Genomic DNA, 19,436 nt, shown 5'->3' with positions numbered 1-19,436 from the left:
TTTTGTTTTACCGCCAATGGGATATGCTTGATCAGATGTTCCTCTCGTTAAGAGCTCCGAATGATTCTGATAATTTATGCGCATCCTTATCCGCAGCACTCGCACGCGAATAAGCGGATGCTTGAACAAGCCAGGGAAATCGACGGCGTTGAGATACGCTCCCTCTATCAACTCTACCCCGACTTCAACATCGATATCGCCGCCGAACAGGAGGCCATCTCCCGCGCGGATCTTATCGTCTGGCAGCATCCCATGCAGTGGTACAGCACGCCGCCGCTGCTCAAACTGTGGATCGACAAAGTCTTCTCCCACGGCTGGGCGTACGGGCACAACGGCCACGCGCTAAAAGGTAAAAGCCTGATGTGGGCCGTTACCACTGGCGGCGGCGAAAGCCATTTCGAGATCGGCCAACATCCCGGGTTTGAGGTGCTGTCTCAGCCGCTGCAGGCGACGGCAATCTACTGCGGATTGCAGTGGCTGCCGCCTTTCGCCATGCACTGCACCTTTGTCTGTGACGACGAAACACTACAGGCGCAGGCGCGTCACTATAAACAACGTTTACTCGACTGGCAGGAGCACCACCATGGATAGCCACACGCTAATACAGGCGCTGATCTACCTGGGGGCCGCTGCGCTGATTGTTCCGGTTGCCGTGCGTCTGGGTCTGGGATCGGTTCTCGGCTATTTGATTGCCGGTTGCGCCATCGGCCCGTGGGGGCTGGGGCTGGTTACGGACGCTGAGTCCATTTTGCATTTCGCTGAGATCGGCGTAGTGCTGATGCTATTTGTCATTGGCCTGGAACTCGATCCGCAGCGTCTGTGGAAACTGCGCGCCTCGGTATTTGGTGGCGGCGCACTGCAGATGGTGGCCTGCGGCGCACTACTGGGCGGCTTCTGTATGCTGCTCGGGATGGACTGGAAGGTGGCCGAGCTTATCGGCATGACGCTCGCGCTCTCCTCGACGGCGATTGCCATGCAGGCGATGAATGAGCGCAACCTGACGGTTTCCCAGATGGGGCGCAGCACGTTTTCCGTTTTACTGTTCCAGGATATTGCCGCCATTCCGCTGGTGGCAATGATCCCACTGCTGGCGGCGAGCGGTTCGTCCACCACGCTGGGTGCTTTTGCCCTGTCGGCGCTAAAGGTGGCAGGCGCGCTGGCGCTGGTGATTTTGTTAGGGCGCTATGTGACCCGTCCGCTGCTGCGCTTTGTGGCTCGCTCCGGCCTGCGCGAAGTGTTCAGCGCCGTGGCGCTGTTTCTGGTCTTCGGCTTTGGTTTGCTGCTTGAGGAGGCCGGTCTGTCGATGGCGATGGGTGCTTTCCTGGCGGGCGTGTTGCTGGCCAGCTCCGAATACCGACATGCGCTTGAAAGCGATATCGAGCCCTTCAAAGGCCTGCTGCTGGGGCTGTTTTTCATCGGCGTCGGGATGTCTATCGACTTTGGGACGCTGGTGACGCACCCGCTGCGCATTCTCATTCTGCTGGCCGGTTTCCTGGTGATCAAAATGGGGATGTTGTGGCTGATCGCCCGTCCGCTGAATGTGCCGAATAAACAGCGCCGCTGGTTTGCCGTGCTGCTGGGGCAGGGGAGCGAGTTCGCCTTCGTGGTGTTTGGCGCGGCGCAGATGGCGAACGTGCTGGATACGGAGTGGGCGAAAGCGTTGACGCTGGCGGTGGCGCTCTCGATGGCCGCCACGCCGATTCTGCTGGTGCTCCTGACGCGTCTTGAACAATCAGGCAGCGGGCAGGATCGCGAAGCCGATGAGATTGACGAAGAACAGCCGCGGGTGATCATCGCCGGGTTTGGCCGCTTCGGGCAGATCGCTGGCCGTTTGCTGCTCTCCAGCGGCGTGAAAATGGTCATTCTGGATCACGATCCCGATCATATCGAAACCCTGCGTAAATTCGGTATGAAGGTCTTCTACGGCGATGCGACACGCGTCGATCTGCTGGAGTCCGCCGGAGCGGCGAAAGCCGAAGTGCTGATCAATGCGATTGACGATCCGCAGGCCAGCCTGCAGTTAGCTGAACTGGCCATGGAGCATTTCCCTAACCTGAAAATCATCTCCCGGGCGCGCGACGTGGACCATTACATCAAGCTGCGTCAGGCAGGGGTGGACGCGCCAGAGCGTGAAACATTCGAAGGGGCGCTGAAATCCGGGCGTATGGCGCTGGAAGGTTTGGGGCTTGGCGCCTATGAGGCGCGTGAGCGTGCCGATCTGTTCCGTCGTTTTAACACCGATATGGTCGAAGAGATGGTTGAGATGGCCGATGATGATTCGACGTCCCGCGCCGCCGCCGTGAAACGCACCAGCGCGATGCTGACAGAGATCATCAACGAAGACCGTAATCATCTGTCGTTGACCCAGCGTCACGGCTGGCAAGGCACGGAAGAGGGTAAACATACTGGCGATCCGAAGGATGAGCCAGAGAGTAAACCTGTCGCGTGAAGAGGAGTTGCCAGCAATATTGAAATATTTCCCGTTCTTTACTCTGCCGCCAGTCGACGAAAGATTAAGCTTTCCGTATAGTGGCGGCAATTTTTTGCATCCGGGAAATTTTCAATGATCAGTCTGATTGCAGCGCTGGCGGTAGACCGCGTTATCGGTATGGAAAACGCCATGCCGTGGAACCTGCCTGCCGATCTGGCATGGTTTAAACGCACCACGCTAAACAAGCCGGTAGTGATGGGCCGCCTGACCTGGGAGTCAATCGGTCGCCCGCTACCGGGTCGTAAAAATATCGTTATCAGTAGCCAGCCGGGCACGGACGATCGCGTTGAATGGGTAAAATCCGTCGACGACGCGATTGCCGCCTGTGGCGACGCGGAAGAGATTATGGTGATTGGTGGGGGGCGTGTTTACGAGCAGTTCCTGCCAAAAGCACAGAAGCTCTACCTGACCCACATTGACGCAGAAGTGGAAGGGGATACGCATTTCCCTGACTACGATCCTGACGAGTGGGAATCTGTCTTCAGCGAATTCCACGACGCTGATGCGCAGAACTCGCACAGCTACTGCTTCGAAGTTTTAGAACGTCGTTAAGTCTTATTCCCCGGTGGCGCTTCGCTGACCGGGGTTTTACGACTGAACATAAGCCGGATAAGGCAAAGCCGCCACTATCCGTCATTAATATCAGGAGGCAACCGCCTCGCCATCCCCTAACTCCAGATGCCGGTTCGACGGCTGCACAAAATAGTGCTTATCTTCCCAGCGCAGGCAGGTTAAATCTCCGCCCCAGCAACATCCCGTATCCAGCCCGTAAATGTTCTCCGGCGTGCCTTTGCCTTCGAGCGATGCCCAGTGGCCAAACACAACGCTGTACTCATCCGTCACCGGGCCAGGAATGGCAAACCAGGGTTTTAGCGGCGCAGGGGCGTTTTCCGGCGTGTCTTTGCAGTACATATCCAACTGACCGTTCGGGAAGCAGTAGCGCATGCGGGTAAAGGCATTGGTCACGAAGCGCAGGCGCGCCAGACCGCTTAACTCCGGGCTCCAGTTGTTCGGCATATCACCATACATCGCGTCGAGGAAGAACGGATAGGAGTCGCTCGCCAGCACCGCTTCGACGTCGCGCGCGCACTCTTTGGCGGTCTGCAGATCCCACTGCGGGGTGATCCCGGCATGGGCCATAACCAGCTTTTTCTCTTCGTCGACCTGTAGCAAAGGCTGTCGACGCAACCAGTTGAGAAGCTCGTCGGCATCGGGTGCTTCAAGCAGCGGCGTGATGCGGTCTTTAGGCTTGTTGCGACTGATTCCGGCAAACACCGCCAGCAGATGCAGATCGTGATTGCCCAGCACCACACGCACGCTGTCGCCCAGCGATTTGACGAAGCGTAAGACATCCAGCGACCCAGGGCCGCGCGCCACTAAATCGCCCGTCAACCAGAGGGTGTCTTGTCCAGGCGTAAAATCGACCTGTTTTAGCAATGCGATCAGTTCATCGTAGCAACCGTGAACGTCGCCAATGAGATATGTAGACATTTTCTTAGTGAATGAATGTAGGAACGGCGAGACGGAAAACAGGCACGGCAATACGGAAGGTATTGCCGTCTGGATCGACCATTTCATAATGGCCTTGCATGGTGCCCATCGGTGTCTCTATGACGGCACCGCTGGTGTACTGATACTCTTCGCCAGGGGCGATGTGGGGTTGTTCTCCCACCACACCTTCACCCTGGACTTCAATTTCACGGCCATTGCCGTTGGTGATAAGCCAATAGCGCCCGAGCAGTTGCACAGGCATCCGCCCCAGATTGCGAATGGTTACGGTGTAAGCAAAAACAAAACGCTCGTCGTCCGGAGTGGACTGAGACTCGACGTAAACGCTTTGCACCTGAACACATACGCGGGGCGAATCAATCATGGCTTAGCTCTCCTTTGGCGGTGCGTTGTCGCTGATGTAATTAGCCAACTTACAGTACTGCTCAACGGAAATATTTTCCGCACGCATTGCCGGATCGATACCTAATTCGGTCAATACCTCAACGGTAAACGAGTTACCCAGGCTGTTGCGAATCGTTTTACGGCGCTGGTTAAAGGCCTCCGTGGTGATGCGGCTCAGTACGCGCAGCTCTTTGACCGGGTACGGCATCACGGCATGGGGGACCAGACGCACTACCGCAGATTCCACTTTCGGCGCCGGGGTAAAGGCGGTCGGAGGCACTTCGAGTACCGGGATAATCTGGCAATAGTATTGCGCCATTACGCTTAATCGACCATACGCTTTACTGTTCGGCCCTGCAACCAGTCGGTTGACGACCTCTTTTTGCAGCATGAAGTGCATGTCTGCAATGGCATCAGTATAGCTAAACAGATGGAACATCAGCGGCGTAGAGATGTTATACGGCAGGTTACCGAACACGCGCAGCGGCTGGCCCAGCTTCTCGGACAGCTCGGCGAAATTCATGGTCATGGCGTCCTGCTGGTAAATCGTCAGCTTAGGACCGAGGAACGGATGCGTTTGCAGACGGGCCGCCAGATCGCGGTCCAGCTCGATAACCGTCATTTCGTCGAGGCGTTCACCCACCGGCTCGGTCAGCGCGGCAAGGCCTGGACCGATTTCGACCATCGCCTGGCCTTTTTGTGGATTAATGGCGGAAACGATGCTTTCGATAACGAATTGATCGTTAAGGAAGTTTTGCCCGAAGCGTTTGCGGGCTAAGTGGCCCTGATGGACTCTAGTATTCATTGAGTATTAACAATCATTTTGATGGCGAGATTAAGCGCCGTAATAAAACTGCCGACATCCGCTTTGCCTTTTCCTGCCAGATCCAGCGCAGTACCGTGGTCAACGGACGTTCGAATAAAGGGTAAACCGAGCGTGATGTTCACGGCGCGGCCAAATCCCTGGTATTTTAGCACGGGCAGGCCCTGATCGTGGTACATCGCGAGCACAGCATCCGCACTATCAAGATATTTAGCCTGGAAAAGGGTATCAGCCGGCAACGGCCCGCTGAGATTCATCCCTTTGGCGCGCATCTCTTCGAGCACTGGGATGATGGTTTCGATCTCTTCCGTGCCCATATGCCCGCCTTCACCCGCGTGGGGATTCAGCCCACAGACCAGAATATGCGGCGCTTTGATACCGAATTTGGTTTGCAGATCGTGATGCAATATGGTGATGATGTCGCGAAGAAGATCAGGCGTGATCGCCTCTGCAATGGCTTTCAGCGGTAAATGGGTCGTCACCAGCGCGACGCGCAGTTCCTCCGTCGCCAGCATCATGACCACATTGTCGCTGTGGGAGCGCGCTTCAAAGAATTCCGTGTGGCCAGTAAACGGCACACCCGCATCGTTAATCACGCCCTTATGTACCGGACCGGTAATCAGCGCGGCAAATTCACCGCTCAGGCAACCATCACAGGCGCGCGCCAGCGTATCGACAACGTAGTGCCCGTTTTCGATGTTGAGCAGGCCTGGCTGCGCAGGGGCACGAAGAGCAACAGGGAGAAGCGTTAAGGTACCCGCCTGCTGGGGAACAGGCGTTTGGCTGGCGTCGTAAGGCAGGAGCGTTAAAGGCAGACCGAGCCATTCAGCCCGGTCTTTTAACAGTGTTGCATCAGCACAGACGACCAGTTCCACCGGCCAGCTCTGTTGTGCAAGCTGGACGACGAGGTCAGGACCAATCCCGGCGGGTTCGCCGGGAGTGATAACAACACGATGTTGTTTCATTAGTTGCTCAGTATTTTCACGTAAGCGCTGGCGCGTTGTTCCTGCATCCAGGTCGCCGCTTCTTCAGAGAATTTACGGTTGAACAGCATACGGTAGGCTCTGTCTTTCTGGGCCGCGTCGGTTTTATCTACGTTGCGGGTATCCATCAGTTCGATTAAGTGCCAGCCGAAGGAGGAGTGAACCGGGGCGCTCATCTGGCCTTTGTTCAGCTTCATCAGCGCATCGCGGAAGGCAGGATCGTAGATATCCGCAGCCGCCCAGCCCAGATCGCCGCCCTGATTCGCAGAGCCGGGATCCTGAGAGAACTCTTTCGCCGCATTGGCGAAGGAAGTTTTACCGCTCTTAATATCGGCAGCAATCTGCTCCAGTTTCACGCGCGCCTGGTCGTCGGTCATAATCGGTGACGGCTTAAGCAGGATGTGGCGAGCATGCACTTCCGTTACGGAAATGCTCTGGCTCTGACCGCGCATATCGTTCACTTTCAGAATGTGGAAGCCGACACCGGAACGGATAGGACCGATAACATCGCCTTTCTTCGCAGTGCTCAGCGCCTGCGCAAAAATAGACGGCAGCTCCTGAATACGACCCCAGCCCATCTGGCCGCCTTTCAGCGCCTGCTGGTCAGCGGAGTAGCTGATCGCCAGTTTGCCGAAGTCACCGCCGTTACGCGCCTGATCCACTATAGAACGTGCCTGGCTTTCCGCTTCAGCAGCCTGATCGGAAGTCGGGTTTTCCGGCAGTGGAATCAGGATGTGGCTCAGGTTCAGTTCGGTGCTGGCATCGTTCTGGTTGCCCACCTGCTTCGCCAGTTGATCCACTTCCTGCGGCAGGATCGATACGCGGCGACGCACTTCGTTGTTGCGCACTTCAGAGATCAGCATCTCTTTGCGGATCTGGTTGCGGTAGGTCGCATAGCTGATCCCATCGTAGGCCAGACGGCTGCGCATCTGATCGAGGGTCATGTTGTTTTGCTTAGAAATGTTGGCGATCGCTTCATCGAGCTGCTGATCGGTCACCTTCACACCCATTTTCTGACCCATCTGCAGCACGATCTGATCCATGATCAAACGCTCGAGGATCTGATGACGCAGCGTCGCGTCATCTGGAAGTTGCTGACCTGCTTCACCCGAATTGAGCTTCACAGATTGCATTAAGCCATTTACGTCGCTTTCAAGTACTACACCGTTGTTCACCACGGCGGCGACTTTATCAACAACCTGTGGCGCGGCAAAGCTGGTGTTCGCAACCATAGCGATACCGAGCAGCAGCGTTTTCCAGTTCTTCATACTTTTTCCATTTCAATTAACCGCAAAGCGGATGGCGTTGTAAATCAAGCACATTACAAGGAACTACGATATGGCAGAATGTTCGAGCGCAGCATCTGCTGCGTGCCCAGGCCGTAGTTGGAACTCAGGCCGCGCAATTCGACATTGAAGCCAATGACGTTATCGTATTTGCTCTGATTATTGTCGGTATTCCAGCCGTTAAGTTTGCGCTCGTAGCCTACGCGAAGCGCATAACAGCAGGAGTTGTATTGCAAGCCAACCATCTGATCCGCAGGCTTGCTGGTGTTCGTGTCAAAGTAGTAGGCGCCCACAATGGACCAGCGATCGGCGATCGGCCAACTTGCGGCACCACCCACCTGCGAAATACCGTCTTTATACTGTTCGACGTTGGCGTAGTTTGGCAGCGTCGCCTGAATATATTCCGGGCTGGCGTAACGGTAAGTCAACTGCACCATCCGGTCTTCATCACGACGATACTCAACGCTTGCGCTGCTGGTGGCGACGTTATCCAGACGTGTATCGTACTGCAGGCCACCGCGCAGACCCCAACGATCGGTCATGCGCCAGTAGGTATCACCGGCCCATACCAGGGCACCCGTTTTATTGTCTTTCTCCCAGTTAATGTCGTCATCACCGGTACGTGCTTCAGTGAAGTAGTAGATTTGACCAACAGAAACGTTAAAACGTTCAACCGCAGCGTCATCATATACGCGAGTCGTGACGCCGGTCGTCACCTGGTTCGCGGAAGCAATACGGTCAAGTCCGCCATAGGTACGATCGCGGAACAGGCCGCTGTAGTCGGATTGGAGGAAAGAGGAGTCGTAGTTCTGGATTTTGCTCTGATCGCGATACGGCACATACAGGTACTGCATGCGCGGTTCCAGCGTTTGGGTATAGCCGCTCGCCAGGTTCATATCACGTTCGAAAATCAGCTTACCGTCCATTTTAAACTGTGGCAGCACACGGTTAACGGACTCTTCGAGATCGGTATTGTAGCGATTGTTGTACCAGTCCAGATTCTTCTGCTGATAGTGGGTAGCCATCATCTTGGCTTCGGTATTGAGGCTAGCCCAGTCGTTAGAGAGCGGCAGATTAATGGTCGGCTCAAGGTGGACGCGCGTCGCTTCCGGCATATCGGAATTGGTGTTCACGAAGTGGACGGCCTGAGCATAAACGCGGGTATCAAACGGACCGACGTCATTCTGCGTCCAGTTCACGTCCAGCTGTGGCTCAGCGCCATAGGTACTGGCTGTCTGAGAGCTAAAGACCTGGAACTTCTTGGTAGAAACCGTGGCGTTGAAGTTCTGATTCGCGTAACCGACGCTGAATTTCTGCGTCGCGTAGCCATCGGTACTTGAGCCGTACTTGGAATCGAAATCGTTAAAGTAATAAGGATCGCTGACTTTGGTGTAGTCGACGTTGAAACGCCAGACCTGATCCATCACACCGGCATGCTGCCAGTAGTATAACCAGCGGTGACGATCGCCCTCTGTCGGGTGCTCATCGTTAAACACTTTATCCGATGGCAAGTAATCCAACTCCATCAGACCTGTACCCGCTTTGGTCAGGTAACGGAACTCGTTTTCCCACATGATATTGCCGCGCTTATGGATATAGTGCGGCGTAATCGTGGCGTCCATGTTCGGCGCGATGTTCCAGTAGTACGGCAGGTAGAACTCAAAATAGTTCGTGGTGCTGTACTTGGCGTTCGGGATCAGGAAACCTGAACGACGCTTATCGCCGACCGGCAACTGCAAGTAGGGGCTATAAAACACCGGCACTGGGCCAAGTTTAAAGCGCGCATTCCAGATTTCCGCCACTTGCTCTTCGCGGTCGTGGATCACTTCGCTACCGACGACGCTCCAGGTGTCAGAACCCGGCAGACAAGAGGTAAAGGAGCCATTCTCCAGAATGGTGTAGCGGTTTTCACCGCGCTGTTTCATCAGGTCTGCTTTACCGCGTCCCTGGCGACCCACCATCTGGTAATCACCTTCCCAGACGTTGGTATCTTTGGTATTCAGGTTTGCCCAGCCTTTCGGACCTTTCAGGATGACCTGATTGTCGTCATAGTGCACATTGCCAAGAGCATCGACTGTGCGAACCGGCTCTGCCGCGCCCTCAGGCAGCTTTTGATGCAGCTGGACTTCGTCCGCCCGCAGACGGCTGTTGCCCTGATTAATATCGACATTGCCCGTAAATGTCGCGTTATCCGGATAATTGCCACCGGCATGGTCGGCATTAATCGTGACGGGCAAGCTATTGGTATCACCCTGCACCAATGGGCGATCATAGCTTGGGATGCCAAGCTTACACTGTGAGGCGAGATCGGCAGCCATGCCCTGTTGACTGTACAGAGCGGCGGCGATCATGGTGGCCAGGAGGGTGGGGATACGTTTTTTCATACGTTATATTTAGTGTTCCGTCATCAGTGGCTACGGCTTACAAACGCTCAGAGACTATCTTACTCATCTGCGCAGTGCCAGCGTTAATCCTGCCCGTTTACGAGTCAGAGTGTTAGGCTCGCTATCGAATGACGAGTATGATAATGCAAATTATAGGCGATGTCCCTCAATTGACCGTGGCTCGACCACTGAGATGATGGAGTTGCGTCGAATCAGGACTATGACCATACGGGGAGTCTATGCAGTATTGGGGTAAAATTATTGGCGTCGCATTCGCTTTGTTGATGGGCGCAGGGTTTTGGGGCATCGTTTTGGGCCTGATTATCGGGCATATGTTCGATAAGGCGCGCAGTCGTAAAATGGCCTGGTTTGCCAACCAGCGCGAACGTCAGGCGCTCTTTTTTGCGACCACCTTCGAGGTGATGGGGCATTTAACCAAATCGAAGGGACGCGTCACCGAAGCAGACATTCAAATTGCCAGCGTATTTATGGATCGCATGAGCCTGCACGGTGAGTCCCGCGTGGCGGCACAAAATGCGTTTCGGATCGGTAAGGCGGATAACTATCCGCTGCGCGAGAAAATGCGTCAGTTCCGCAGCATCTGTTTCGGACGCTTTGATTTAATTCGGATGTTTCTGGAAATCCAGATTCAGGCGGCGTTTGCGGATGGGTCACTGCACCCTAACGAACGTGACGTGTTGTACGTGATTGCCGAAGAGCTGGGTATCTCCCGCATGCAGTTCGACCAGTTCCTGCGCATGATGCAGGGCGGCGCGCAATTTGGTGGCGGCTATCAACACCAGCAGCAGTCTGCTGGCGGTGGCTGGCAGCAGGCGCAGCGCGGCCCGACGCTGGAAGATGCGTGTAACGTACTGGGCGTGAAACCGACCGACGATGCGACCACCATTAAACGCGCCTATCGCAAGCTGATGAGCGAACATCATCCGGATAAACTGGTGGCGAAAGGGTTACCGCCGGAGATGATGGAAATGGCGAAGCAGAAAGCGCAGGAAATTCAGAAAGCGTACGAGCTCATTAAAGAGCAGAAGGGCTTTAAATAAGCGTAAGCCCGGCACCCGCCGGGCACTACGTTAAAAATCGGCAGGGGCTTTAAACGTCATCAGATTGCCAAATTCCGGATGCGTTATCGTCAGCATCTGAGCGTGTAATTGCAGACGCGGCGCCATTGCGAGCGCTTCCGGGGTGGCGTAAAAACGGTCCCCCAGAATCGGATGGCCCAGCGCCAGCATATGCACGCGCAGCTGATGTGAACGGCCAGTAATCGGTTTGAGCAGGATACGCGCGGTGTTATCCGCAGCGTAATCCAGCACCTCATACTCGGTCTGCGCCGCCTTGCCGGTTTCAAAACAGACTTTTTGCTTAGGCCGGTTCGGCCAGTCGCAAATCAGCGGTAAATCCACCAGACCTTCCGCCTTTTCCGGGTGTCCCCAGATGCGCGCGACATACTGTTTCTTCGGTTCACGATCGCGGAACTGGCGCTTTAATTCGCGCTCAGCCGCTTTCGTCAGAGCCACCACAATCACGCCGCTGGTCGCCATATCCAGGCGGTGCACGGATTCTGCCTGCGGATAATCGCGCTGTACGCGCGTCATCACGCTGTCTTTGTGCTCCTCCAGACGTCCCGGCACGGACAACAGGCCGCTGGGCTTGTTGACCACCATAATGTGGTCATCCTGATACAGAATGACCAGCCACGGGTCCATCGGCGGATTGTAGGTCTCCATGATCATGTCGCGCTCCGTTTACTGATGCGTCACAACGATCAGACGCAGTGCATCCAGTCGCCAGCTCGCCTGATTCAGGCTTTCCAGCACCTGCTCACGGTTGCTCTCAATGGCTGCAAGCTCGTCGTCACGGATGTTTGGATTCACCGCGCGTAACGCTTCCAGACGCGACAGCTCGGCAGAGAGCTTTTCGTCTGCTTCGCTGCGAGCCGCATCAATCAGTGCGCGCGCGGCTTTCTCAATCTGCGCTTCACCCTGCTGCAAAATGGCATGCACATCCTGCTGGACCGCATTCACCAGTTTGCTGCCCGTGTGGCGGTTAACGGCGCTCAACTGGCGGTTAAAGCTCTCAAACTCGACCTGGGCAGCGAGGTTAGTGCCGTTTTTGTCGAGCATCAAACGCACCGGGGTGGCGGGCAGGAAGCGGTTGAGCTGCAGCTGTTTCGGCGCTTGCGCCTCAACCACGTAGATCAGCTCCAGTAGCAGCGTCCCAACAGGCAGGGCTTTGTTTTTCAACAGGGAAATGGTGCTGCTGCCGGTATCGCCAGACAAAATCAAATCCAGACCGTTGCGGATAAGCGGATGTTCCCAGGTAATGAACTGCGCATCTTCGCGGGAAAGGGCCACGTCACGCTCAAAGGTGATGGTGCAGCCATCTTCCGGCAGACCAGGGAAATCGGGGACCAGCATATGATCGGACGGCGTCAGCACAATCATGTTCTCGCCGCGATCGTCCTGGTTGATACCAACGATATCAAACAGGTTCATCGCGAAGCTGATCAGGCTGGTGTCGTCGTCCTGCTCTTCGATGCTTTCGGCAAGCTGTTGCGCTTTCTCGCCGCCGTTGGAGTGGATCTCCAGCAGACGGTCACGCCCTTGCTCCAGCTGCAGTTTCAGCGCGTCGTGTTTTTCGCGACAGGATTTGATCAGATCGTCAAAGCCCTCAGTCTCTTCCGGTGCCGCCAGATAACCAATCAGATCGCTGTGCACCTGATCGTAAATGGTGCGCCCGGTCGGGCAGGTGTGTTCAAACGCGTCCAGACCTTCGTGGAACCATCGCACCAGCACCGACTGGGCGGTTTTTTCCAGGAACGGAACGTGGATCTGAATATCGTGCGCCTGACCGATACGGTCCAGACGGCCGATACGCTGCTCCAGCAGGTCCGGGTTAAACGGCAGATCGAACATCACCAGATGGCTGGCGAACTGGAAGTTACGGCCTTCGGAGCCGATTTCGGAGCAGAGCAGCACCTGCGCGCCGCTGTCCTCTTCACCGAACCAGGCCGCCGCGCGGTCGCGTTCGATGATCGACATCCCTTCGTGGAACACGGCAGCGCGGATACCTTCGCGCTCGCGCAGGACTTGCTCCAGCTGCAGCGCGGTGGCCGCTTTGGCGCAAATCACCAGCACTTTCTGCGAGCGGTGAGCGGTCAGATAGCCCATCAGCCATTCGACGCGCGGATCGAAGTTCCACCAGGTGCCGGTATCGCCTTCAAATTCCTGATAAATCTGTTCCGGATAGAGCATATCGCGCGCGCGCTCTTCAGCACTTTTGCGCGCCCCCATGATGCCAGAGACTTTAATCGCGGTTTGGTACTGTGTCGGCAGCGGCAGCTTAATGGTGTGCAGCTCGCGTTTCGGGAAGCCTTTCACGCCGTTACGGGTGTTACGGAATAGCACGCGGCTGGTGCCGTGGCGGTCCATCAACATGGAGACCAGCTCCTGACGCGCGGTTTCCGCGTCGTCGCGGTCGCTGTTGGCGGCGTGCAGCAGCGGTTCAATATCCTGCTCGCCAATCAGCTCGCTCAGGGTGTTGAGTTCATCGTTGGACAGGTGCTTACCAGCCAGCAGCAGGGCGACCGCATCGGCAACCGGGCGGTAGTTTTGCTGCTCTTCGACAAACACAGCGAAATCGTGGAAACGGTTAGGATCGAGCAGGCGCAGACGCGCAAAGTGGCTTTCCAGCCCCAGCTGCTCCGGCGTAGCGGTCAGCAGCAGGATACCCGGCACGCGTTCGGCCAGCTGTTCGATCGCCATATATTCACGGCTGGGCGCATCTTCGCTCCAGACCAGGTGGTGGGCTTCATCGACGACCATCAGATCCCACTCGGCATCGCACAGATGCTCAAGGCGCTGCTTGCTGCGGCGCACGAAGTCCAGAGAGCAAATCACCAGCTGTTCCGTTTCGAACGGATTATCGGCGTCGTGCTGGGCTTCGGCGTAGCGCTCGTCGTCAAACAGGGAGAAGCGCAAGTTGAAGCGGCGCAACATCTCGACCAGCCACTGGTGTTGCAGGGTTTCAGGTACCACGATCAGCACGCGCTCGGCAGCGCCGGAGAGCAGCTGTTGATGCAGGATCATCCCTGCTTCGATGGTTTTACCGAGGCCGACTTCATCAGCCAGCAGCACGCGCGGCGCATGGCGACGGCCGACGTCGTGGGCGATGTTCAGCTGGTGCGGGATCAGGCTGGTACGCTGACCACGCAGGCCGCTCCACGGCATGCGGTACTGTTCACTCTGGAATTTACGCGCGCGATAGCGCAGGGCAAAACGGTCCATGCGGTCGATCTGACCGGCAAACAGACGGTCCTGCGGCTTGCTGAAGACCAGTCGGCTGTCGAGCAGCACTTCGCGCAGGATGACATTTGTTTCTTCCGTGTCGACTCGCGTACCGATGTAGGCGAGGATCCCGTTCTCTTCTTTTACGTCTTCAATCTTCAGCTGCCAGCCTTCATGGCTGGTAACGGTGTCACCCGGGTTAAACATGACGCGGGTAACAGGGGAGTCATTGCGTGCATACAGACGGTTTTCACCTGTGGCCGGGAAAAGGATAGTGACCATGCGCGCATCCAGCGCAACCACAGTTCCTAATCCAAGCTCGCTTTCTGTATCGCTGATCCAGCGTTGACCAAGTGTAAAAGGCATAGTTGTTTGGCTCTAATCTTTAATTGCAGGCAATAGTTCGACCACCGTCGCAAAGTGACGGCCATCGAAAAATGGGTCCGGGAATGGAAAGGGCGCTATGGTACTGGATGGCGGCGTTTTCGTCACGCGTCAAAATAGCCCCAGTTGCCCTGTCATGAGTGTAGCAAAATCATCGTCGACAAAAGGTAAAATTCCATCGGCGACAGGCATAAGCTGTCGTGTCAGATAGTGATCGTAGTCCAGCGGGGAGTGCTGATAATCCACCGGTTCCGGGCCGCTGGTGGTCCAGACGTATTTAATGGTGCCGCGATTTTGATACTGCGGCGCGCGGCCGCGACGTACGTTCTCTTCATCGGCCAGCCGCGCGGCGCGAACATGCGGCGGCACATTGCGCTGATACTCTGCCAGCGGGCGGCGCAGGCGCTTGCGGTAGACCAGCTGGCTGTCCAGCTCACCGGCCAGCAGGCTGGCGATAGTCTCGCGGACATAATCCTGATACGGCTCGTTGCGGAACACGCGCAGATAGAGCGTTTGCTGGAACTGTTGCGCCAGTGGCGTCCAGTCGGTTCGCACCGTTTCCAGCCCTTTAAATACCATGCGCTGGCTCTCGCCCTCCTGAATCAAACCGGCGTAACGCTTCTTGCTGCCCTGCTCGGTACCGCGAATTGTCGGCATCAAAAAGCGGCTGAAATGGGTTTCAAATTCCAGCTCTAACGCGCTGGTTAACCGCTCTTTTTGCAAATGATTGCGCCACCAGTCGTTGACGAACGCCACCAGATTTTGGCCGATTTGCGCGGCGTCTTCTTCGCTGTGAGCGCCTTTCAGCCAGACGAACGTTGAGTCCGTGTCGCCGTAAATCACGTCATAGCCCTGAGATTCCACCAGCGCTTTGGTCTGGCGCATAATTTCATGCCCGCGCATGGTGATCGACGAGGCAAGACGGGGATCGAAGAACCGGCAGGCGCTGGTGCCGAGCACGCCATAAAAGGCGTTCATGATGATCTTCAGCGCCTGAGAGAGCGGTTTATTGTGCTGACGCTTAGCTTCCTCACGCCCGTGCCAGATTTGGCCGACGATTTCAGGCAGGCAGTGCTTTTCCCGCGAGAAACGCGCGCCGAGAAATCCTTCGGTGCTGTGCGCCTCATCCGGCTGGGCCATCCCCTCGACCAGACCGACGGGATCGATCAGAAAGGTGCGAATGATCGACGGATAGAGGCTTTTATAATCCAGCACCAGGACCGAGTCATACAGGCCAGGCCTGGAGTCCATCACATAGCCGCCAGGGCTGGCCTGAGGCGGGACCTCGCCGAGATTTGGCGCGACATAGCCCGCGCGGTGCATGCGTGGAATATACAGATGGCCGAACGCAGCGACGGAGCCGCCGTGACGATCGATCGCCAGGCCGTTGACGGTCGCGCGCTCCAGCAGGAACGGCATGATCTCCGTTTTGTGGAAAATCCGCGTCACCAGCTCGCAGTCCTTCAGGTTATAAGTGGCTAGCGCCGGTTTGTCTTCATTAAAGCGCCGGTCAATCTCATCCATCCGATCCCAGGGATTGTCGATGGATTTCCCTTCGCCGAGCAGCTCCTGAGAGACGGCTTCCAGCGAAAACGAGGAGAAACTCCAGAAGGCGGATTTAAGCGCGTCGATACCGTCGATAATCACCCGCCCGTTAGCCTGCGCGAAGAACACGCCGTTCTTAAAACCGTGCTCGCGCCACTCAAGCTCGCTGTTGCCGCGGCCCAGCATCAGTGGAATACGGTAACGCTCGGCATGCTTTTGCAGCACGCGCAGGTCAAACTGCACCACATTCCAGCCAATCAGGACATCAGGATCGTGAATGGCAAACCACTGGTTTAGCTTTTCAATCAGCTGTGGGCGGCTGGTGACATACTCCAGTTCAAAATCGAGGGCTGAGGCATCACCGTTTGGCGGCCCGAGCATATAGACAATCCGCTGCCCGCAGCCTTCAAGGCCGATGCAATACAGCTCGCCGTGGCGCGTGGTTTCGATATCCAGCGATACCCATTTCAGAGGCGGGCGGTAGTGGGGATTGGGTTTGAGGCGGGCGTTGAGCAGTTTGCCGCCCTGCGGCGTACCGTCGACCCAGACGGGAGCGGTAATAAAACGCTCCATAAGAAAACGTTCCGGCGGGCGAATATCCGCTTCGTACAGCGTTACTCCGGCTTCTCGCAGCAGCTTTTCAAAGCGCATCAACTGGCGATGGGCGCGGCAGTAAAGCCCGTAAACAGGCTGGCGGTGGAAATCGTTCAGCTTAAGCGGCGTGATGCGCCAGCCGTTTTCCCCGCGTAACACCTCGCGCGTTTTTTCGACGTGCTGTTCCGGGATAAACGCCACGGACTCCTGTGGCGGCAGCGTGACGTTCAGCGGACCCTCGTCCGTCGCCAGCCAGAATTCCACTTCAGTACCCTGCGGCGTATCCCGCCAGTGTCGGGTCAGTAAAAAGCCTTCTCGCGCCTGCGTCACACCGTCATCCCAAAAAACAAAACCAGGCGTGATTATAGCCTGGTTACGGATTTTTTGCTGGGTTTATATACAGGTGTGATTATGCCGGATGGCACTGAGCTTATCCGGCCAATAATGTCCCTGTTCCCGATTTATTGCCCGTAATACGCTTTCGCACCGTGCTTGCGCAGATAGTGTTTATCCAGCAGGGTTTGCTGCATATCCGGAAGCTGTGGCGCCAGCTGGCGGCAGAAGATCCCCATATAGGCGACCTCTTCCAGCACGATGGCGTTATGCACCGCATCTTCGGCGTTTTTGCCCCATGCAAACGGCCCGTGGGAGTGCACCAGCACGCCCGGCATTTGCGCTGCATCGATTCCCGCTTTTTCAAAGGTTTCGACGATCACGTTGCCCGTTTCCCACTCATACTCGCCGTTAATTTCCGCATCGGTCATTTTACGGGTGCAGGGGATGGTGCCGTAAAAATAGTCGGCATGGGTCGTGCCCGTCGCCGGAATGGATTGTCCGGCCTGCGCCCAGATGGTGGCGTGGCGCGAGTGGGTATGCACGATACCGCCAATCGACGGGAATGACTGATAGAGCAGGCGATGGGTTGGCGTATCGGAAGAGGGCTTTTTCTTCCCTTCGACCACTTCTCCGGTCGCGATGCTCACCACCACCATATCCTCGGCGGTCATCACGCTGTAATCCACGCCGGACGGCTTAATCACAAACACCCCTTTCTCCCGATCGACAGCGCTGACGTTGCCCCAGGTGAGGGTGACGAGATGGTGTTTCGGCAGGGCCAGGTTGGCTTCCAGCACCTGCTGCTTTAATGCTTCAAGCATTCTGTTCTCCTTGCCGGATGGCACTTTGCTTATCCGGCCTGGGGTTATAAGCCCGGCAGACGACGTGCCGCCGGGCACGCGCTTAACGTTTTGAACCGTAATAGACTTCGTTCCAGCGCAGCGCGTCTTTAAACGCTGGCAGACGGGTGTCGTTATCAATGACGGTCAGCTCGATGTCGTGCAGCTCCGCGAACTGGCGCATATCGTTCAGATCCAGCGAGTGGCTGAAGACCGTGTGGTGCGCGCCTCCGGCCACGATCCAGGCTTCAGACGCGGTCGGCAGATCCGGCTGCGCTTTCCACAGGGCGTTCGCGACGGGCAGTTTCGGCAATGAATGTGGGGTCTCCACGGCATCCACGCAGTTCACCAGCAGGCGGAAACGATCGCCCAGATCGATCAGGCTGGCATTTATCGCCGGGCCGGTGCGGGTGTTGAAGATCAGTCGGGCCGGATCGGCCTTGCCGCCAATGCCCAGGTACTGCACGTCGAGGATCGGTTTCTCTTCGACGGCGATGGATGGACACACTTCCAGCATGTGCGAGCCGAGCACAAGATCGTTGCCGTTCTCGAAGTGGTAGGTGTAATCCTCCATAAATGAGGTGCCGCCCTGTAGACCGGTCGACATCACCTTCATGATGCGAAGCAGGGCGGCGGTTTTCCAGTCGCCTTCGCCCGCAAAGCCGTAGCCTTGCTGCATCAGACGTTGTACCGCCAGGCCTGGCAGTTGTTTCAGGCCGTGCAGGTCTTCAAATGTGGTGGTAAAGGCGTGGAAGCCGCCCTGTTCCAGGAAGCGTTTCATCCCCAGTTCAATGCGCGCCGCATCGATGACGTTCTGGCGTTTATCGCCGTTGATCTGTGCCGCAGCGGTCAGGCGGTAGCTGCTTTCGTATTCGTCCACCAGCGCGCTGATATCGCCGTCGCTGATTTCGTTCACCACCTGCACCAGATCGCCCACGGCCCAGGTGTTAACGGAGAAACCAAATTTAATCTGTGCAGCGACTTTATCGCCGTCCGTCACTGCCACTTCACGCATGTTGTCGCCAAAACGCACCACTTTCAGATGACGAGTATCCTGTTTGGAGACAGCCTGGCGCATCCACGAGCCGATGCGCTGCTGCGCGTGTTGATCCTGCCAGTGTCCGGTTACCACCCCTTGCTGCTGACGCATACGCGCGCCGATAAAGCCGAACTCGCGGCCGCCGTGCGCGGTCTGGTTCAGGTTCATAAAGTCCATATCGATGCTGTCCCACGGCAGGGAAGCGTTGAACTGGGTATGGAACTGCAGCAGCGGTTTGTTGAGGATAGTCAGGCCGTTGATCCACATTTTGGCCGGGGAGAAGGTGTGCAGCCACACCACCATCCCGGCGCATTTGTCGTCGTAGTTCGCGTCGCGGCAGATGTGGGTGATTTCGTCTGGCGTGGTTCCGAGCGGTTTCAGCACCAGTTTGCACGGCAGTTTGGCCTCAGCGTTCAGGGCGTTAACCACATGCTCCGCGTGTTTCGTCACCTGTTGCAGCGCTTCCGGGCCGTATAAATGCTGGCTGCCAATGACAAACCACACTTCATAATTATTAAAAATGCTCATTATCGTG

General features: G+C 56.5%; 15 protein-coding genes. 4 read left to right on the top strand and 11 right to left on the bottom strand.

Translation table 11 applies throughout. From position 1 onward, the window contains the following. Positions 1-60: 60 nt before the first annotated feature. The 3 genes from kefF to folA all read left to right on the top strand — a co-directional run bounded on the left by kefF (position 61) and on the right by folA (position 3,043). A complete protein-coding gene (kefF, locus tag F153LOC_RS10495) occupies positions 61-591 on the top strand; it encodes a glutathione-regulated potassium-efflux system oxidoreductase KefF (protein ID WP_102104574.1) in 531 nt (176 codons plus the stop codon). Then, positions 584-2,449 carry a glutathione-regulated potassium-efflux system protein KefC gene (kefC, locus tag F153LOC_RS10490; RefSeq protein WP_102104575.1) on the top strand — a complete coding sequence of 622 codons (1,866 nt, stop codon included), beginning with the start codon at positions 584-586 and terminating at the stop codon, positions 2,447-2,449. The genes kefF and kefC overlap by 8 nt, the downstream gene beginning before the upstream one ends. Positions 2,450-2,563: 114 nt before the next feature. Next, entirely contained in the window at positions 2,564-3,043 is a 480-nt protein-coding gene (gene folA, locus F153LOC_RS10480; protein WP_100777676.1) for a type 3 dihydrofolate reductase, read from the top strand. 90 nt (positions 3,044-3,133) lie between these two features. On the opposite strand, the gene apaH is transcribed toward folA, so the two are convergent. Genes apaH through lptD form a run of 6 tightly spaced genes read right to left on the bottom strand, consistent with a single transcriptional unit; the run spans position 3,134 to position 9,860 of the window. Continuing rightward, positions 3,134-3,982 carry a bis(5'-nucleosyl)-tetraphosphatase (symmetrical) ApaH gene (gene apaH / locus F153LOC_RS10475; RefSeq protein WP_100777675.1) on the bottom strand — a complete coding sequence of 283 codons (849 nt, stop codon included), beginning with the start codon at positions 3,980-3,982 and terminating at the stop codon, positions 3,134-3,136. A gap of 4 nt (positions 3,983-3,986) precedes the next feature. Beyond that, complete coding sequence (gene apaG, locus F153LOC_RS10470; protein WP_100777674.1) at positions 3,987-4,364, bottom strand: Co2+/Mg2+ efflux protein ApaG; 378 nt, start codon at positions 4,362-4,364, stop codon at positions 3,987-3,989. A 3-nt stretch (positions 4,365-4,367) separates the two neighbouring features. After that, positions 4,368-5,189 (bottom strand): 16S rRNA (adenine(1518)-N(6)/adenine(1519)-N(6))-dimethyltransferase RsmA, encoded by an 822-nt coding sequence (gene rsmA / locus F153LOC_RS10465; RefSeq protein ID WP_100777673.1) that lies wholly within the window; start codon positions 5,187-5,189, stop codon positions 4,368-4,370. After that, positions 5,186-6,172: a 4-hydroxythreonine-4-phosphate dehydrogenase PdxA gene (gene pdxA, locus F153LOC_RS10460; protein ID WP_102104576.1), complete on the bottom strand. Its 987-nt coding sequence runs from the start codon at positions 6,170-6,172 to the stop codon at positions 5,186-5,188. Before pdxA ends, rsmA begins: the two co-directional genes overlap by 4 nt. Next, a complete protein-coding gene (surA, locus tag F153LOC_RS10455; protein WP_100777671.1) occupies positions 6,172-7,458 on the bottom strand; it encodes a peptidylprolyl isomerase SurA in 1,287 nt (428 codons plus the stop codon). Before surA ends, pdxA begins: the two co-directional genes overlap by 1 nt. Before the next feature lie 53 nt (positions 7,459-7,511). Next, positions 7,512-9,860, bottom strand: coding sequence for an LPS assembly protein LptD (gene lptD / locus F153LOC_RS10450; protein WP_102104577.1), 2,349 nt, complete (start codon positions 9,858-9,860; stop codon positions 7,512-7,514). A gap of 239 nt (positions 9,861-10,099) precedes the next feature. Between lptD and djlA the strand changes: the two genes are divergently transcribed. After that, on the top strand, positions 10,100-10,921 hold the full coding sequence (djlA, locus tag F153LOC_RS10445) for a co-chaperone DjlA (RefSeq protein ID WP_102104578.1): 822 nt from the start codon (positions 10,100-10,102) through the stop codon (positions 10,919-10,921). 30 nt (positions 10,922-10,951) lie between these two features. On the opposite strand, the gene rluA is transcribed toward djlA, so the two are convergent. The 5 genes from rluA to araA all read right to left on the bottom strand — a co-directional run bounded on the left by rluA (position 10,952) and on the right by araA (position 19,429). Continuing rightward, the gene (gene rluA, locus F153LOC_RS10440; protein ID WP_102104579.1) at positions 10,952-11,611 is read right to left on the bottom strand and encodes a bifunctional tRNA pseudouridine(32) synthase/23S rRNA pseudouridine(746) synthase RluA; all 660 of its coding nucleotides are present in this window, start codon (positions 11,609-11,611) and stop codon (positions 10,952-10,954) included. Between the two features lie 12 nt (positions 11,612-11,623). Then, on the bottom strand, positions 11,624-14,530 hold the full coding sequence (rapA, locus tag F153LOC_RS10435) for an RNA polymerase-associated protein RapA (protein WP_102104580.1): 2,907 nt from the start codon (positions 14,528-14,530) through the stop codon (positions 11,624-11,626). A gap of 129 nt (positions 14,531-14,659) precedes the next feature. Then, the gene (gene polB, locus F153LOC_RS10430) at positions 14,660-17,017 is read right to left on the bottom strand and encodes a DNA polymerase II (RefSeq protein ID WP_102104581.1); all 2,358 of its coding nucleotides are present in this window, start codon (positions 17,015-17,017) and stop codon (positions 14,660-14,662) included. Between the two features lie 131 nt (positions 17,018-17,148). Next, complete coding sequence (gene araD / locus F153LOC_RS10425; RefSeq protein WP_100777665.1) at positions 17,149-17,844, bottom strand: L-ribulose-5-phosphate 4-epimerase; 696 nt, start codon at positions 17,842-17,844, stop codon at positions 17,149-17,151. Between the two features lie 82 nt (positions 17,845-17,926). Beyond that, the gene (gene araA, locus F153LOC_RS10420) at positions 17,927-19,429 is read right to left on the bottom strand and encodes an L-arabinose isomerase (protein ID WP_102104582.1); all 1,503 of its coding nucleotides are present in this window, start codon (positions 19,427-19,429) and stop codon (positions 17,927-17,929) included. Positions 19,430-19,436: the final 7 nt, after the last annotated feature.

It is taken from the genome of Lelliottia sp. F153 (genome assembly GCF_002870005.1).
Taxonomy (GTDB): domain Bacteria; phylum Pseudomonadota; class Gammaproteobacteria; order Enterobacterales; family Enterobacteriaceae; genus Enterobacter; species Enterobacter nimipressuralis.
The sequence above is the reverse complement of the archived record's forward strand: the minus strand, read 5'-3'. Positions and strand labels throughout refer to the sequence as shown.

Bases quoted from the DNA above. Each gene is read 5' to 3' on its own strand.
- kefF (WP_102104574.1), top strand. From the start codon at position 61: ATGATTCTGATAATTTATGCGCATCCTTATCCGCAGCACTCGCACGCG.
- kefC (WP_102104575.1), top strand. From the start codon at position 584: ATGGATAGCCACACGCTAATACAGGCGCTGATCTACCTGGGGGCCGCT.
- folA (WP_100777676.1), top strand. From the start codon at position 2,564: ATGATCAGTCTGATTGCAGCGCTGGCGGTAGACCGCGTTATCGGTATG.
- apaH (WP_100777675.1), bottom strand. From the start codon at position 3,982: ATGTCTACATATCTCATTGGCGACGTTCACGGTTGCTACGATGAACTG.
- apaG (WP_100777674.1), bottom strand. From the start codon at position 4,364: ATGATTGATTCGCCCCGCGTATGTGTTCAGGTGCAAAGCGTTTACGTC.
- rsmA (WP_100777673.1), bottom strand. From the start codon at position 5,189: ATGAATACTAGAGTCCATCAGGGCCACTTAGCCCGCAAACGCTTCGGG.
- pdxA (WP_102104576.1), bottom strand. From the start codon at position 6,172: ATGAAACAACATCGTGTTGTTATCACTCCCGGCGAACCCGCCGGGATT.
- surA (WP_100777671.1), bottom strand. From the start codon at position 7,458: ATGAAGAACTGGAAAACGCTGCTGCTCGGTATCGCTATGGTTGCGAAC.
- lptD (WP_102104577.1), bottom strand. From the start codon at position 9,860: ATGAAAAAACGTATCCCCACCCTCCTGGCCACCATGATCGCCGCCGCT.
- djlA (WP_102104578.1), top strand. From the start codon at position 10,100: ATGCAGTATTGGGGTAAAATTATTGGCGTCGCATTCGCTTTGTTGATG.
- rluA (WP_102104579.1), bottom strand. From the start codon at position 11,611: ATGATCATGGAGACCTACAATCCGCCGATGGACCCGTGGCTGGTCATT.
- rapA (WP_102104580.1), bottom strand. From the start codon at position 14,530: ATGCCTTTTACACTTGGTCAACGCTGGATCAGCGATACAGAAAGCGAG.
- araD (WP_100777665.1), bottom strand. From the start codon at position 17,844: ATGCTTGAAGCATTAAAGCAGCAGGTGCTGGAAGCCAACCTGGCCCTG.
- araA (WP_102104582.1), bottom strand. From the start codon at position 19,429: ATGAGCATTTTTAATAATTATGAAGTGTGGTTTGTCATTGGCAGCCAG.